The sequence below is a fragment of the Flexithrix dorotheae DSM 6795 genome (assembly GCF_000379765.1).
GTDB classification, from domain to species: Bacteria; Bacteroidota; Bacteroidia; order Cytophagales; family Flammeovirgaceae; genus Flexithrix; species Flexithrix dorotheae.
In genome coordinates, this window is record NZ_KB903431.1 from 229,187 (window position 1) to 244,345 (window position 15,159).

The 15,159-nt window shown below is 36.8% G+C and carries 10 protein-coding genes; 5 read left to right on the forward strand and 5 right to left on the reverse strand.

Annotated features, from left to right (window positions below):
• Window position 1: 1 nt before the first annotated feature.
• The 3 genes from A3EM_RS0104820 to A3EM_RS0104830 all read right to left on the reverse strand — a co-directional run bounded on the left by A3EM_RS0104820 (window position 2) and on the right by A3EM_RS0104830 (window position 4,828).
• Window positions 2–2,911 carry a sensor histidine kinase gene (locus tag A3EM_RS0104820; RefSeq protein ID WP_020527044.1) on the reverse strand — a complete coding sequence of 970 codons (2,910 nt, stop codon included), beginning with the start codon at window positions 2,909–2,911 and terminating at the stop codon, window positions 2–4.
• A gap of 156 nt (window positions 2,912–3,067) precedes the next feature.
• Complete coding sequence (locus A3EM_RS0104825; protein WP_020527045.1) at window positions 3,068–3,430, reverse strand: VOC family protein; 363 nt, start codon at window positions 3,428–3,430, stop codon at window positions 3,068–3,070.
• A 129-nt stretch (window positions 3,431–3,559) separates the two neighbouring features.
• Window positions 3,560–4,828 (reverse strand): alginate lyase family protein, encoded by a 1,269-nt coding sequence (locus tag A3EM_RS0104830; protein ID WP_020527046.1) that lies wholly within the window; start codon window positions 4,826–4,828, stop codon window positions 3,560–3,562.
• 59 nt (window positions 4,829–4,887) lie between these two features.
• On the opposite strand from A3EM_RS0104830, the gene A3EM_RS0104835 reads away from it, so the two are divergent.
• From A3EM_RS0104835 to A3EM_RS0104855, 4 genes are all read left to right on the forward strand, one after another.
• Window positions 4,888–6,828: an alginate lyase family protein gene (locus A3EM_RS0104835; RefSeq protein ID WP_083925176.1), complete on the forward strand. Its 1,941-nt coding sequence runs from the start codon at window positions 4,888–4,890 to the stop codon at window positions 6,826–6,828.
• 153 nt (window positions 6,829–6,981) lie between these two features.
• A complete protein-coding gene (locus A3EM_RS0104845; RefSeq protein WP_020527049.1) occupies window positions 6,982–7,491 on the forward strand; it encodes an endonuclease V in 510 nt (169 codons plus the stop codon).
• 118 nt (window positions 7,492–7,609) lie between these two features.
• The gene (locus tag A3EM_RS0104850; protein ID WP_063745007.1) at window positions 7,610–8,491 is read left to right on the forward strand and encodes a TraB/GumN family protein; all 882 of its coding nucleotides are present in this window, start codon (window positions 7,610–7,612) and stop codon (window positions 8,489–8,491) included.
• A gap of 445 nt (window positions 8,492–8,936) precedes the next feature.
• A complete protein-coding gene (locus A3EM_RS0104855) occupies window positions 8,937–11,735 on the forward strand; it encodes an NPCBM/NEW2 domain-containing protein (RefSeq protein ID WP_020527051.1) in 2,799 nt (932 codons plus the stop codon).
• A 154-nt stretch (window positions 11,736–11,889) separates the two neighbouring features.
• On the opposite strand, the gene A3EM_RS0104860 is transcribed toward A3EM_RS0104855, so the two are convergent.
• Window positions 11,890–12,540 (reverse strand): DoxX family membrane protein, encoded by a 651-nt coding sequence (locus A3EM_RS0104860; protein ID WP_020527052.1) that lies wholly within the window; start codon window positions 12,538–12,540, stop codon window positions 11,890–11,892.
• A 73-nt stretch (window positions 12,541–12,613) separates the two neighbouring features.
• Entirely contained in the window at window positions 12,614–12,856 is a 243-nt protein-coding gene (locus tag A3EM_RS0104865; RefSeq protein WP_020527053.1) for a hypothetical protein, read from the reverse strand.
• A 184-nt stretch (window positions 12,857–13,040) separates the two neighbouring features.
• Here A3EM_RS0104865 and A3EM_RS0104870 point away from each other — a divergent pair, with 184 nt between their 5' ends.
• Window positions 13,041–14,885 (forward strand): MutS-related protein, encoded by a 1,845-nt coding sequence (locus A3EM_RS0104870; protein WP_020527054.1) that lies wholly within the window; start codon window positions 13,041–13,043, stop codon window positions 14,883–14,885.
• The last annotated feature ends 274 nt before the right edge of the window (window positions 14,886–15,159 follow it).

A 15,159-nucleotide genomic window follows, 5' to 3' on the forward strand; every position in this document is an offset into this window, starting at 1 on the left:
GCTAATGTTTTTGTATAGGAATACTAATGTGTACTAAAGTTCCCAGGGCTTTATCATTTTCTTTAATATCATGAATTTCCACACTGATTTTGTTGGAGCGATTTAAGTTATACAAATCAATTCTTTCCTGGTTGGCTTTGGTGGCAAAAGAAGGATGGAAATTGTTTTGGTTTTTAATTCTTTCAGCAGCTTCTCTGCCCACCCCATTATCTTCTATTTGACACAAAAGCCTGGTTTTGCTATCGCTTAACTCAAACTTTATTTCCAGGCGTCTGTTGTTTTTTTTGTGCAGCAAACCGTGCTTTATGGCATTTTCCACATAAGGTTGAATAAAGATAGAGGGAACTTTTATTTGCCTTGTATTTACTCCTTCGGCAATTTCTAGATGGTAAATAAGTTCTTCTTCAAATCGAATTTTTTCCAGTTCGAGGTACAAAGAAAGTGCTTCCAATTCTGCGGAAAGTGTGACCTCATTTACCTGGCTATGCTGCAAATAAATTCTAATTAATCTGGAAAACTTAACCAGATAAGAACTCGCCAGATTTTTTTGATTACTTATAATGTATTCTTGTATGGAATTGAGTGCATTAAAAATGAAATGCGGGTTCATTTGAGACCGCAGGTTTTCGAGTTTAAGGGTAGTAAACTTTTTCTCCTGTACCAGCTTGTCAAACATTCGGTTTTGCTCTTCTTCCTTCTTCTTCATTTTTTTCTGATAATAAAAATAGAGCGCACCAAAATACACCACAATACACAGTAATGTAAACCACAATTCTTTCCAAAATGGAAGCGGAATGAATAATTCTATTTTCTTCCCAGGACTCTCGAGCTCGCCATTTGCAGAAATTGTTTTAATTTCAAAAGTGAAATTACCCGCAGGTAAACTATTATACTCTACAGATGAAATGCCGTAATCTGTTGTTCTCCACTGGGTATCAAAACCATGTAATTTATATTTAAATTTAAGGTGTTTGGCTGTTTCAAAACTGTTTGCATGAAAGTGAAAAGCAATGGAATTTTTTTCGTGGGAAAGTTCATATTTATCCTTGAGTTTAGCCTCTGTATTTCCAATAACCAACTTCGTAAAATAAGCCTCAGGAACTTTTCTTCTTTTGAATAATAAATCGTTGTAAATCGGTAAAGCATATACTTCTTTTCGGGAGCTAAAGATCAATAAACTATCAGAAATAGCTAAACCAGTAATCAGATTTTCCAGGCCATCCTGCCTGTTAATGGTGGTGATTTTGTTGGTTTCTGTATTGATATATTGCAGGAAACCTTTATAGCTACACCAAAGGTTATTTCCAGCTACTTCAATATGACTTAAATTGTTGTCTATTAGTCCTCCTTTTGAATTATATTTAATTTCAATACTATCCCCCTGAATTGCGGCTAAACCCATGTGATTTACATTAGCCCAAATTACGCCATTTTCAGTTTGCTTTAATTTACTAACAAGTATGTTCTCTCCATTAACCGTGAGGGGAGTGGGTTTCCACAAACTATCATATTTGACCAATTCATCTATATAACCTAAATACACCTGATTATTTGCAGAATCGCTAAGGACTGAATAAGATCTTTTCTTTTCAAGGGGTTTAATTTCTTCCTTTTCAGTAAATGCATTTAGATAAACATGTGCCCGGTTGTAGGTGAGGTAAACGATATCGGATTTGGTAATGGCCAGACCCTTCGAAATTGCAAATTTGTTTCCTGCCTTTTTTAAGGTATTGGTGTTAAAATCGTAGCAAAAACTCAAACTGCCATTCAGACTAATGTATAGTTCATTTCTGGAGGGATTGAAAAATAAATTGTTTACGGTTTTGAGTTGAGAAAGGACAATTTCCTGAATTTCTTCTGTTTTTGTATTTAAAAAATAAACCTTGCCCTGGGTAGTACCAACTGCTACCAGATTGTTACCTATTGCTTCCAGGGAGGCAATATTACCTGTAAGTGGAATGTCTTTATACTTGCCAATTAAAATGTTAGGCATTACAAAAATACCATTATTCAGTGTGGTAAACCAGTAGTTTTCATCTACATCTTTATAAATATCACTGATAATTTCATTCGCAAGGTAATGGGCATTGCATTGCCAGCTATCCTCATTATTTTTCTTATAAACAAAAACACCTTTGTTGGTGGCAAACCAAAGTTGCTGATCTATTTCTTTTACCTGTATTATTTTTATGGCATCCAGCTCTTTGAATAAATGAGGCTTGAGTGGGGAACCTGAAGTTAAATTGATAAAATGTCTATGCTGGTTTTCCCAATAGGTCAGATAAACATTTTGTTGGTAGGTAAAAAATACGCCTAAATCATTAATATGCCTGCTGTTAAGTGAATACTGTTTTTTTAAGTTGTAATCCTTGTCTAAAGTATAAATTACCCCTTCCGGTGTCAAAACATATATTTTATCATTTGTCTTTTGAGTGGCAATTTTGTGTATCTTTTTATAGAATTTTTGGGCTGTGGTTTCTATGTCAAATATTAAAATTCCATCTTCCCAAACCACTGCCAAATCGTTTCCCTCAATAAAAATATTTGCCAGGTTACCTTTTAATACTTCATGTAAATCTTTGAAAATGTGGAGAGAATCATTTTGAGCATACATAATCTGCCCATAAAGGTTCACGCACCAAACACGGTTGGAGCTATCTGTTGTCAGGTTATATACAGATAAACCTTTTTGTTTTTTTGAATCAATCTTTTTAAAGTCAGTCCCATTATATTGAAACAAACCACTGTGGGCAGCCAGCCAGAATAAATCATTTTGATCCCTTAAAATATTGTAAAAGTCAACATCTGGCAGCCCATCTTTTTCATCCATGTTGATGGTTATGGGATGTTGAGCCAATACAACCTGATAGGAAAAGCAGAAAATTAAAAGTTGTTGCCATACAAATCTCATTGGCCAAAAATAATGATACCCGTTAATTACCGCTCTAAAATCTTCTAAAACCCCCAAGTTTACTTCTAAAGGACTTGTTTTTAATGTTTAAAGGGTTGGGTGGACCATGATTTTATCAAGGACAGTACTTTTGGGAATAAATCTTCCAATTTGTCTTTATAAGTCTTCCACAAAGAAAACCGCATTTTTATTCAAATCATAAAAGCCAAACTCATTGGTGCCCCAGGAAGTTTTTAGCCTTAACTTTTCCTTACTTACCGTGCCTCTTTGGACTAACTCTTCAAAAATGGGCATTAAGTTGTTGACAAAAATTTTGATCACAGAACCACCGAGAAGAGGGTCCTCATCTGTGTCTGCGTGCCATTGTAAATGAATATTAAGATTTTCCCTTTTTAAAACTGCATACATTTGATCTTTATAGACCAGTTTAAAACCAACATTGCTCTCGTACCAATCTACATCTCTATCGATGTTTTGGCTTGGCAAAACCGGTGTGATTTCAAGAAATTTGGTTTTCATAATTGTCTGTTTTTCAATATGGTACAGTGATTAATGTATTTAAGCCTAATTTATTAAAACTACTGTAAGGTTATTGGAATAAAGAAATCATTTTATAGTCATGGCTAATTTTCAGCTTTCTTTAAAAAGTTAGTAAGTGAAATGACTGTAAATTAAGCTTAACTCCTGAAGGACTTTGTTCTTCGATCCCGCTATTTTCTCCTTTTCAATCAGAATGGATATGGTCTGCTTTTTATAGTTTTCCAATTCATTCGATTCCATATTGGAAGACATTCGGGCAAGGACAGGCAATAAATAAGACAAGTCCGGTTCTTGTTTACTGGGGTGTGGCCATGCTTTTCCACTAATTACAGGGGTAAGATAATTGACGGCCAACAACAAGCTTTTTCCGTTCTCTGATTTATAATGCCACATATCCATTCCCACTTTATCTGCAATAAAGGCAATACTGGTTAGTGCATCCAGATTAAAACAACTGTAAAAAAAAGATCTGGTACGTTCAATTTCATGTATTTGCCCACCTTGATCATTCAACTGGAAATCAAGACTTTGTTGTGCTAATGTTACCATCTTTCTTACTAAAGGTTTATTGCCCAGATAAAGTGCAAGTGCGGCCACTTGAAACTTGTACCAGGAACCATGATTGTTGTCAAATTCACTACCCTCTCTTCCCAAATCGCTTTCGGTTAACCAGGTAAGATACTCTTTTAGCCATTTAGTCAATTCTGAATTATCATCGCTTGTCCAATGGGGAGAATTGGAAAGAAGGTTCATTGCATCAGGAATAACCAAAACTATTGACCTGCCATCCAAAATGCCAAATGGCCTGCCTTTGGGATGGCCAGGTATACTCTGGGCAAATTTCAGGTGCGGGTTCATCCGGGTTTTCTCATCAAGAAACCAGGTTTTTATCATACTGGTTGCTTTTTCGGCATATCGTTCATCCCCGGAAAAATAATAGGCAAGGCTTAGCGTCTTTACACCATTGCTCATGGCACTTAGTCTTTTTCTGTCTACAGCATCAGTTTGCGTTTCAGGATTAGTTTCCCCATCTTTTCTCATCCAGGGCAATCCATCAGAAGTTTTTGGGTTTGGCCACCAATAGCGGCTAATACTCAGATAATCATGTTTATTTTGTGTAGGTGGATAGATGGATTTATCAATCACTGTGGGATTTTTCATGGAAATAAGTTGGTCTGCATTCCATAAAAGTTTTTTATAGGCTAAAAGGGTATGCTCCGAAGCGGTTTCATCATGAATCATTTGCCTGACGTTGGCCAGATCTACTGAATCTAACCGAATAAATGGGGCGGAAAATGCCTCCATTCCTAAGAAAATGAGCATAAGGATGAAAGATCCTGTTATTCCGTTTTTTATCATTTCTCTTATTTTTCGCATTTTTAAATTTACCTGTATATTAAGGACGAATTACCAAAATGATTAAAAACTTTATTTAAATGAATTTTTTTCTGAAAATTAAGCTATTTCTCTCATTAGTTATGCTGGTTTCATGCACTGCTCAGGTTTGGTCCCAGCCCTCAAATACAGATTTAGAAATAAAAACGCTAATAAGCAGACTAGATACTAATTCATTAAAACCCATCATTTCAAATCAAAAAAATTTAGCCTCCTGGGCACAAGAACTTCTGGATTTTTACAAAAAACGAAATACAATAAAACATCCCATCAACATTCAAAAAGACGGAGAGGTTATTTCGGAAAAGGACCAGAAATATGCGAATGATGCCTTAAAGCACATTTTCGTAGGACAACCCGCTTATCCCTCTCATTTTTGTGGGGAAGATATCAATTGGAATTCAAGGCCTGTACCCGATAATGAATGGGTATGGCAGCTCAATCGTATGTATTTTTGGAATGCTATGGGGAAAGTGTACAAGGCAACAGGGGATGAACGCTATGCAAAAGAATGGTGCGCCCAGCTGGTAGACTGGACTAAAAAAAATCCTCGGGATCAGGCCCATGCCTATGCATGGAGATCGATTGAAGCTGGAATAAGGGGGCATAACTGGACCAGCTTGTTTTTTAGATTTATCCAATCTGAAAATTTCACCCAGGAGGTATTGATTGCCTTATTGAACAGTTGTTATGAACATGCGGAATATTTAATGACAACTTATAGCTCGGGAAGTAATTGGGCTCTAATGGAAGCAGAAGGACTTGCATTTATTGCCTTTACCTTTCCTGAATTTAAAAATTCGGAAAAGTGGAAAAAAGAAGCAATTCGCAGGTTAAGCATTGAAATAAACAACCAGGTAAATTCGGATGGTCACCAGAAAGAATTAGCAATGGGGTATCATTTAGGTAGTATCAATTGGTTCTATAGAACCTACGAACTGGCAAGCCTGAATGATGCGGAAAATGCTTTCCCTGAATCGTACCAAAATACTATAGCGCTCATGTGCGAAGTTCCTATGAAAATTTGTCTGCCTGATGGTACTAATGCCCAGTTTGGCGATTCCTGGGCAGGAATCCCTGGCCAACATTCGGATAGGTTTATGAAATGGTATGAACTTTTTAAACGGGATGATTTCCTTTTTATGGCTACGGATGGCGAAAAGGGAGAAAAGCCTGAAAAAACAGCATTTGCTTTAGAAGAGAGTGGAATTTATTCACTTAGAAGCGGGTGGGATAAAAATGCCACTTGTATGGTATTGAAATGTGGTCCGGATGGTGGTTTTCACTGTCAGCCCGATAATGGCACATTTACCCTTTATGCCGGAGGAAGAACCCTAATGCCTGATGCTGGCTGTTATATTTATCATGGAGACCCCAAAGAACGTAATTGGTTCCGGCAAACCAGCGTGCACCAGACCTTAACCCTTAATGGAGCAAATATCAAATATGCTCCCCGGCTTTTGAAATGGAAACCTGGGAATGACCTGGATATACTGGCGGTAGAGAACGCTTCATATGATAACCTGACCCACCATCGTATGGTGTTTTTTGTTGATAAAACTTATTTTGTAATTGTGGACGAAGCTATTGGAAAAGCTGTCGGAGATGTGGATATTCACTTTCAGCTTGCTCCGGGGGATGCAGTTTTTAATGCAAAGGATTTTTCGGTTCATTCTCAATATGCAGAAGGGTGGAATGTTTTGGTTCAGTCCATTAAACAAAAGGGGCTTGAATTAAGTGAAGAGGAAGGAAAAGTTTCCTTTGAATACACAAAACAGGAGGCCCGGCCAGCCTTTAGGTATAGGTTGAAAAAAACAAAGGAAAACCAAATTACACGGTTTGTAACCGTTGTGGCACCATATCAAAAAGAAATACCAGATATAAAATTTAAGGTTATAAGCGGTGGCAAAAAAGCTGAGGAGACCTTCCAGGTTCAAGTACAGGTAAATGGTGAAAAAAGAGTTTTGAATTGCAATTTTTAACTGCCTTACTTTTAGAATTAGTAGAAAAGTTGATAATAAATACTGAAGTTCCCTCAGTAAAAGGTTTTCGGGAAGTTAGGGTGATTGTATCTTTTTTAATTTCAATTATTTATGATTAAGGTTTCCCGATAAAACAATAAGAAGAATTGATTTATGATTTTAGCTTTTGATACTTATTACTTCGGCAACAAGGCAAAAACAGTTTGTATTGCCTTTAAGAACTGGGCAGATGCGGCCCCATTAAAAATTTTCGAAGAAACTATTGAAGGCATAGCGGAATATGAGCCCGGCTCATTTTACAAAAGAGAACTTCCTTGTATTTTAAGTCTATTAAAGCAAATAGATTTAAATGAAGTGGATTTTATTTTAGTAGATGGTTTTGTTTTGCTTGATGATAATGGGAAATTTGGTTTGGGGGGGCATTTATTTGAAGCACTAGATAGGAAGGTATCCATAATTGGGGTTGCTAAATCCGGCTTTCATTCCAATAAACAAAATACAAAAGAACTTTTAAGAGGTAAAAGTAAAAAACCATTGTTTATATCCGCATTAGGAATTGAATTGGATCAGGCATTTGAAAAGGTAAACTCCATGCATGGAAGTTTCAGAATGCCCACTCTGCTTCAAATATTGGATACTCAAACAAAAGAAAACCTAAATTGATATTACTTAAACGATATGCATAAAGCGGAAAGCAGGATTTAATAAAGGACGGAAATTGAAAAAGAACAAAACACCATCAAGCTGGCCGAAAGGTACTACTTGGTATGAGTAATAAAATATGAGAATAAGAATATCCATAATCCTACTTTTTTTGTGGTTAACCCCAACTTTTCTGTTTGGTCAAAAAAGTAGTGATACACTTTTTTATAAAACGATCCTCTTCAAAATTACCGACCCTCCATCTGGCAGGACCTCATATCTATTTGGAACCCACCACGCTTTTGGGAAAGACTTTTTTGATTCTTTAACCATCGCAAATCAAGCCTTGGAAGCTTGTGATTTGTTGATAAAGGAAAACTTAAATATTCCGGGGGAAATGGCCGGGGATATTATCAATGAAAGGGTAACTATTCATAAATGGGAAAAATATTTAAGCAAGGAGGACTTATTAATCATTAAGAAATTGTTCGCTGAAAGCCCAACAGATTATAAGAAAATGACACCAACTGAAATGTACGTGTTTTTAAACAGGTATTTCAAACAACAAGTTTGTTTAAACAAAAGCGCTAATGACACCTCGCTTTCCCTGGATGAGTATATAGGTGCTTTAGCTATTGCCAAAAATTTAGCCGAATTTGGCCTTGAAACTACAAGGGAACAAATTGCCCTAATCAATAAAGATGTGGAGGGGATGCCTCCAAAAGTCCATAAAAAAAGGCTCAAAAGCGTTATAGATATCATCAGAACTAAAAATACAAAGCACTGCGGAGAAACCGACTGGTATTCCCAAATGGAAATTGACTATAAGCTGAATGAAGCGTGTAGAAATACGCTGATGTTAACAGACAGGAATAATAAATGGATGGAAATTATCAGGGAAAAGCTTGAGACAAATAACTGCTTCATTGCCGTGGGGTTGAGTCATTTAATGTATGAATGCGGCTTGATAAACCAATTAAAAGACCTGGGCTATATCATTACCCCCTTAGATGTTAATTAAGCAACAGTGCTCCATACCGGGTACTCCATACCGGGTACTCCATACCGGGTATGCCATACCGGGTATGCCATACCGGGCACTATTATTTGCGAGAAACAGTAATCTCTCTATCAGTCTTTTATGGCAAAATAATACAAGATTAATTTTGAATTACTACTAAAACCCACTGCTAGTTTTGATTCTGAAAATAATTGATTTAGGTGATCAACACTATCCATCAATTGATCATAAATAACAAAAAAAATAGCATCTGATTATCAAAACTTTAGCTTACCTTCGCCAGCGTTGGGTTTAAAGTGAAAAAGATATTTGTGTCCAATTCTCCAATAATAGTAGGGACATTTTGAATTCTTAAAAGAGTGCTACTGCCTGGTTAAAAATTTAATCCAACAAATAGAAACTGAAGTAGCTTTCTTGAATTGGACAAGTAATTATAAAATTTTTTATGGATAACAGATTACCATTATTAGTAAGTATAATCCTGTTAATGTTGTTTTCAGCAGGGACTGTAAGTAAGGCACAAACCTCTACCCATTTGCAGGATCTTGAGATTTCTTTAAGTGACCAAACTTATGCCGCTCCAGTCAGGAATAAATCGGTAACGGGAGAGCCATTGTCCATTGCGGGGGAGCAGTTTTCCAATGGTATAGGCGTGCATTCCAACTCCATCATAAAAATTGCAATGAACGATGGAAAGCACTTTCGGGCTAAAATCGGAGTCAATGATTCCGGTATTAATTATAAAGCAAAGACTGTCCAATCCATTCCTTTGACAGATGGAAAAAGAATTTTTTATAATGTGAGTCCTTCATTGAAACAATTTATTGGGGTAGAAGGAGAAGGTGGGGAAGTAGACAAGGGAAGTGTTGTTTTCAGGATTGTTCATAACGGAAAGGAGGTGTATAATAGTGGTGTGATGAAACAGGGGGATTCGGCAAAGGAGATAGATCTGGAAATCAGTGGAGGCGTATTAGAGCTGGTAGTGGATGATGCAGGTGACGGACCTAGCGGAGATCATGCCGTTTGGATTGAACCTACCATTGAATATTTTGAAATAGCTCCGGTGATTAAGCCGGGCGATTTTACAGGAGAAAAGGTAGCGCAAGAGGGTAAAGTAAAGGAGCATTTAATCAAAAAGATGGCCGGGCTTCCGGTAATAGCCAGGCCTTTACCACAGGCAGATTTTGACTGGTTGATAGATCATTCCAAAGCAAGAGCCCGGGTTTACCGAAATGAAGATAATGATTTGGTGTTGAGCAATGGTTTAATTGCCAGAGTTTTTAAAGTGAGCCCCAATTTGGCTACCATAGATTATATCAACCAGATGACAGGGGAAACCATCCTCCGGGCTGTTTCTAATGAAGGTGTGCTTAATATTGATGGAAAAAGCTATGAAATTGGCGGGCTGAGTAAGCAGGAAGAGTACGGATATACTATGATGAAATGGGTGGATGAGATGAGTGCCACAAGTAATTCATTTCAGGTGCAGGACTTTGAGGTGAAGGATGTTACGGATCGTATGAAATGGAAGCGAGTACGATGGGCAATGAATGAAGAAATGCCAGGAGGGAAGGAGCTTATTTTTACCTTAACCAAAAATAATATTAAAGTAAAAGTGCACTTTGTGCTTTATGATGGTATTCCAACACTTTCCAAATGGATAGAGGTGATCAATGAAAGTAAAATGATGGTGCAACTGAATAGTTTTAAACTAGAGCAGTTGGCAATGGTGGAAGGAGAGAACCTGGTGGAAACGCCAGATTATTGGGTAAAACCAAATATCCATGTGCAAACTGATTATGCATTTGGGGGTATGCAGCAGAAAACCTCTCAGGAAACAGTTTTCTGGGAAAAGGATTCCCGATACTCTACCCAGACCAATTATCCCCTAAATTTACCTTGTCTATTGGAGGTGAGGCCTCCTTTGGGGCCTGAAACGGCCATTGCTGTAGGCGATACTTTAACCACCTTCCGGGTATGGGAAATGCCAATGGATAGCAAAGATGAAGAAAGAAGCGGGTTGTTTATTCGCAAAATGTATAGAACCATTTCTCCCTGGACTACCGAAAATCCTATCTTTTTGCATCTTACCTCTACAGACCCTGAAGTAGTTAAAGGTGCGATTGACCAATGTGCTGAGGTAGGCTATGAGATGATCATCCTGAGTTTTGGCAGTGGATTGAATATGGAAGATGAATCCGAAGAAAACTATGCTAAATTCAGAGCACTGAGGGAATACGCGAATGCAAAAGGAATTGAACTTGGCGGTTATTCCCTGCTTTCCAGCCGTTGGATTAGTGAGGAAGTAGATGTGATCAATCCGGAAACTGGGAAGCGGGGAGGAATGATCTTTGGCTCTTCACCATGTTTAAGTAGTGAATGGGGCTATGATTACTTCAGAAAAGTCAAAAAGTTCTATGATAAAACTGGCATGCAGGTTTTTGAGAACGATGGTTCTTATCCCGGTAATGTTTGTGCTTCAACATCTCACGCGCACCATAATGGTTTGGGGGATTCTCAATGGAAACAATATGCCCAAATTCAGGGGCTTTACAAGTGGATGCGCGGAGAGGGAATTTATATGAATGTTCCTGATTTTTATATTAATTCAGGAACGAATAAAACCGGGATTGGCTACCGGGAGGTGAACTGGTCTCTACCAAGAGCCAGACATTTGATGCACGGAAGATTAAACATTTATGATGGACTTTGGGACAGGATTCCAAGTATGTGCTGGACTTTTGTACCACTGACACAATACCATGGTGGAGGTGCAGCAGCCACTTTGGAGCCTCTAAAGGACCATCTTCAGGATTATGAAAACCATATGATGCAAAATTATGGTTCGGGAGTTCAAGCCTGCTACAGAGGGCCCAGGCTTTATGATTCCCCAGAAACGCAGAAATTGGTGCAAAATATAATTAGCTGGTACAAGCAGTACCGGGATATTCTGAACAGTGATATTATCCATTTGAGAAGGCCTTCCGGAAAGGACTGGGATGGATTTATGCATGCCAACCCAGCATTGAAAGAAAAAGGGTTAGCCATGTTTTTTAATCCTACAGATCAGGAAATGACCAGAACCATAAAATTGCCATTGTATTACACAGGTTTAAGTGATACTGCCCAAATCAGAGAAAAGGAAGGTCCAGCCAAAACCTATAAGTTGGCACGGGATTACTCCGTTAGGCTAGACGTGACCATTCCTGCAAATTCCTATACCTGGTATGTAGTTGAACCGTGAAATTTTCAGGTTTAGAGACTTTTATCTTCCTTTGAATTGAGTGGCTGCAAAAGGTTTTGAAATTTTGGGAAATAATTGAGGATTAATTGGTAAAACCTTGGAATATTTAGTTTACGCTAATGCGGGCAAATTAAATTTGTGTTAAACTGCCTCTTTAACTTCCCATCTTTTCAAGTGCTTCCCAAAACAGTTCGGGCACTCTACTTAAACTTTCTAAAGTGGCTTCCGGGCTGATAATCAAATTTGCAATAATTTTTGGGAATACCCCAAAAATTTCTAGTCCTATTGCGAGAACGGGTAATATTAAATAAGCCCAAAAGGGGAATTGGAACTTTGTCTTAGTATTGTTCCAAAGTGTATCCCAAAGGACTACCATTTTCTCCTTGTAATGCCAAAGAATCAGAAAATCCAATAGAATATAAAAAGATAATCTCCAGGCAAAACCCTGAGCCAACATTGGTGGCATAAAGGTTAAGTCTATTATTAAAATATTGATCACTATTGGAAGAAATAAGAATGCCCCTAGTAAGACTGATCTATTCCAGAGGAGCAAGGTTCCACAAATTAACTGAGAGACTCCAATAAAGGCTTTAAATGGTTGGTGATCAAATAAGTACCATGATAACCGAAAAAGAGAGAGGTCTTTCACTGGTGTTATTAATTCCTGATCGCTAATTCCAAATTGATGATTAACCAATTTTCCATATCCATAATGAATAAAGGTCATTCCAATTAGAAACCTGGCAACCAAAATAAAATAGTCCCAGTATTTTTCATTTTTTATATTCCTGATTTTAGTTGCCACTTAAATAATTTTAGTTTTTATGAAAAATATTATCTAAAATAAGGTGAAATTAACTTTGAGTCAAATTATATTTTTAGATATATGCTTCTTTTATCCAAAATGATCCCATTTCCAAAATCCAATAATGTATCATTCCTGGGTGAACAAGTAACATATATATTACCATAGGTGTCAGTGCTACTTCCCTACCATAATCATTGTTAGGGCCTCCTGGCATAGTTGCCCATTGCGCATCTGGTTGGGCCTTTAATTGAAATTGGATTAAGTGTACTAATACGAAAACAAATAATCTCCATTCTTCTTTGATGCGACCCATCCGGTTCAAAATTGAATCACCTAAAACAAAATCTATTCATGCTCCCCAGGAAATCCTTTACCTTAGACAACTTCTTATTTATTTTCTCCCTTTATTCAAAGAGTAAAAAAAGAAAAATTCGGCTAATTAAAATTAATATTCGAAAATAAGTTAGATTTCGAGATTTAATGGAATACAATCATCTATGAAGATATATCATGAAAACCTATTGAGGTATGAGGATTTGGCATCAAAGTTAAAGGAGAAATTAAAAATGCTCTCCATTTTTCGGCTGGCTGTTTTTGTGATTTCAACAGTAATAATTTTGGTTTTAGCCAATCAAAGGTTATTTGTTTGGTTTATAATAGCGACTCCAATCTGCATATTTTCTTTTTTAGTTCTGGTTAAAAAGTATAATAATTTAAAAAATAGTTATCGGCATACGCTTTTTTTGAAAAGTATTAATGAGCAGGAAATCCTGAGACTGGACAATAAGTTAAATTCTTTTCCGGAAGGTAAGGAATTTATTAAAAGAGAACATGCCTATAATTCTGATCTGGATATTTTTGGTACTCATTCAGTATTTCAACTTATAAACCGGGCTACCACTGGTTCTGGAAATAATCTGCTTGCTGAATGGTTATCCACCCCTGCCAATCGGGATGAAATAATTTCCAGACAGGAAGCAGTAAAAGAACTCAGCTCCAGACTGAATTGGAGACAAAATTTTCAAGCGTTGGGAACACCATACAAAGGTGAAGGAAATAATTATTTTGAACTGATTTCCTGGATAGACAAACCTGTTAAATTATTACCTAACAGGCATAAATACAAAGTGTTGTCTATTGTGATGGCCTTTTTGGCAATTGTTTCCTTAGGTAGTTTCTTTTATTATATTTCCAGCCCGGCATGGCCCGTTTTTTTTCTTTTTATGGGTGTAATTTCAATTATCAATCACCAAATTTTAAAAAGGGTAAAGGAAATTGCGGTAGAAATTGTAGATCATGTAGATCAAAACCTAAAGCTATTGAAAGGATATGAGGCTTTAATAAAAAGCATAGTATCAGAAGAATTTGAATCCAAAAAATTACGCAGTCTTCAGCTTGTTTTAAGAGCTAACGACTATTCGGCTGCAAGTGAAATTACTAAACTGAAGCAAATACTGCTGAAATTTCAACATAAAGCTACTCCCAAAAGTCCGCTGGGAAATCAGCTCTACCCTATGTTTAATAATTTGTTGCTACTTGATATCCATTTTATCATAGAGACTGAAAAATGGAAAGTCCGAAATCAGAAATTTATTAAGGGATGGGCAGAGGCTGTTAGTACATTTGAGGTCTTAAACAGTATCGCTGGATTTTCTTATTCCAATCCTGGTTATGGCTTTCCGGAAATTAGGGAAGAGGATTATCATATTAAATTCAAAGATATGGGGCATCCACTTCTTCCTTCTGAAAAAAGGGTTTGCAATGATTTTCAATTAGAAAAAAAAGGGGAAATCGCGATGGTTACCGGATCCAATATGGCTGGAAAAAGTACTTTTTTAAGAACAATAGGAGTTAATCTGGTTTTAGCTTTTATGGGTGCTCCCTGTTGTTCGAAAGCTGCTTCAATTTCAACCATTCATTTATTTACCAGTATGCGCACCCAGGATAATCTGGAGGAAGGGGTTTCATCCTTTTATGCTGAATTAAACAGGATCAAAAAATTATTGGCATTAATCCAAACAGGAAAGCCTACTTTTTTCCTTTTGGACGAAATGTTTAAAGGAACGAATTCAGAAGACCGGTACAAGGGCGGTATTTCATTGATTAAACAATTAAGCGAACTCAATGCTTCCGGAATAATTTCCACTCATGATTTAGAGCTTGCCAAGCTGGTTGGGAAACATTTGATGGTGGAAAATTATAGTTTTAATAGTGAGATAAAAGATGGAGAAATGCTTTTTAATTATACCCTTACTTCTGGAATTTGTAAGGATTTTAATGCAAGTGAATTGATGAGAAGAAGTGGAATAAATATTATTCCTCAAATTGAAGATTTAAAATAATTGTGATGTAGTCTGTGTTGAAAATAATTATACCTAACGATACTTAAACCACTTTAAATAAGCTGGGTGAAAATGGGAAACTTCGGTAGGAGAAACAAATCTGATTGAAAAAGAGGAATAAGGAATTTAGCTAATTGAAAGGTAGGTGTTGTTGAGGAATTTTTCTTGTTTATCCTTTATCTCCCGGAATAGCACGCCAGATTACATTGGGGGTTCCAGAGCATTTTTTTATTTTCCCCCAATTTAATCATTTCCTCTCCATAAGTTGAAATAT

Bases quoted from the DNA above. Each gene is read 5' to 3' on its own strand.
- A3EM_RS0104820 (WP_020527044.1), bottom strand. From the start codon at position 2,911: ATGAGATTTGTATGGCAACAACTTTTAATTTTCTGCTTTTCCTATCAG.
- A3EM_RS0104825 (WP_020527045.1), bottom strand. From the start codon at position 3,430: ATGAAAACCAAATTTCTTGAAATCACACCGGTTTTGCCAAGCCAAAAC.
- A3EM_RS0104830 (WP_020527046.1), bottom strand. From the start codon at position 4,828: ATGCGAAAAATAAGAGAAATGATAAAAAACGGAATAACAGGATCTTTC.
- A3EM_RS0104835 (WP_083925176.1), top strand. From the start codon at position 4,888: ATGAATTTTTTTCTGAAAATTAAGCTATTTCTCTCATTAGTTATGCTG.
- A3EM_RS0104845 (WP_020527049.1), top strand. From the start codon at position 6,982: ATGATTTTAGCTTTTGATACTTATTACTTCGGCAACAAGGCAAAAACA.
- A3EM_RS0104850 (WP_063745007.1), top strand. From the start codon at position 7,610: ATGAGAATAAGAATATCCATAATCCTACTTTTTTTGTGGTTAACCCCA.
- A3EM_RS0104855 (WP_020527051.1), top strand. From the start codon at position 8,937: ATGGATAACAGATTACCATTATTAGTAAGTATAATCCTGTTAATGTTG.
- A3EM_RS0104865 (WP_020527053.1), bottom strand. From the start codon at position 12,856: ATGGGTCGCATCAAAGAAGAATGGAGATTATTTGTTTTCGTATTAGTA.
- A3EM_RS0104870 (WP_020527054.1), top strand. From the start codon at position 13,041: ATGAAGATATATCATGAAAACCTATTGAGGTATGAGGATTTGGCATCA.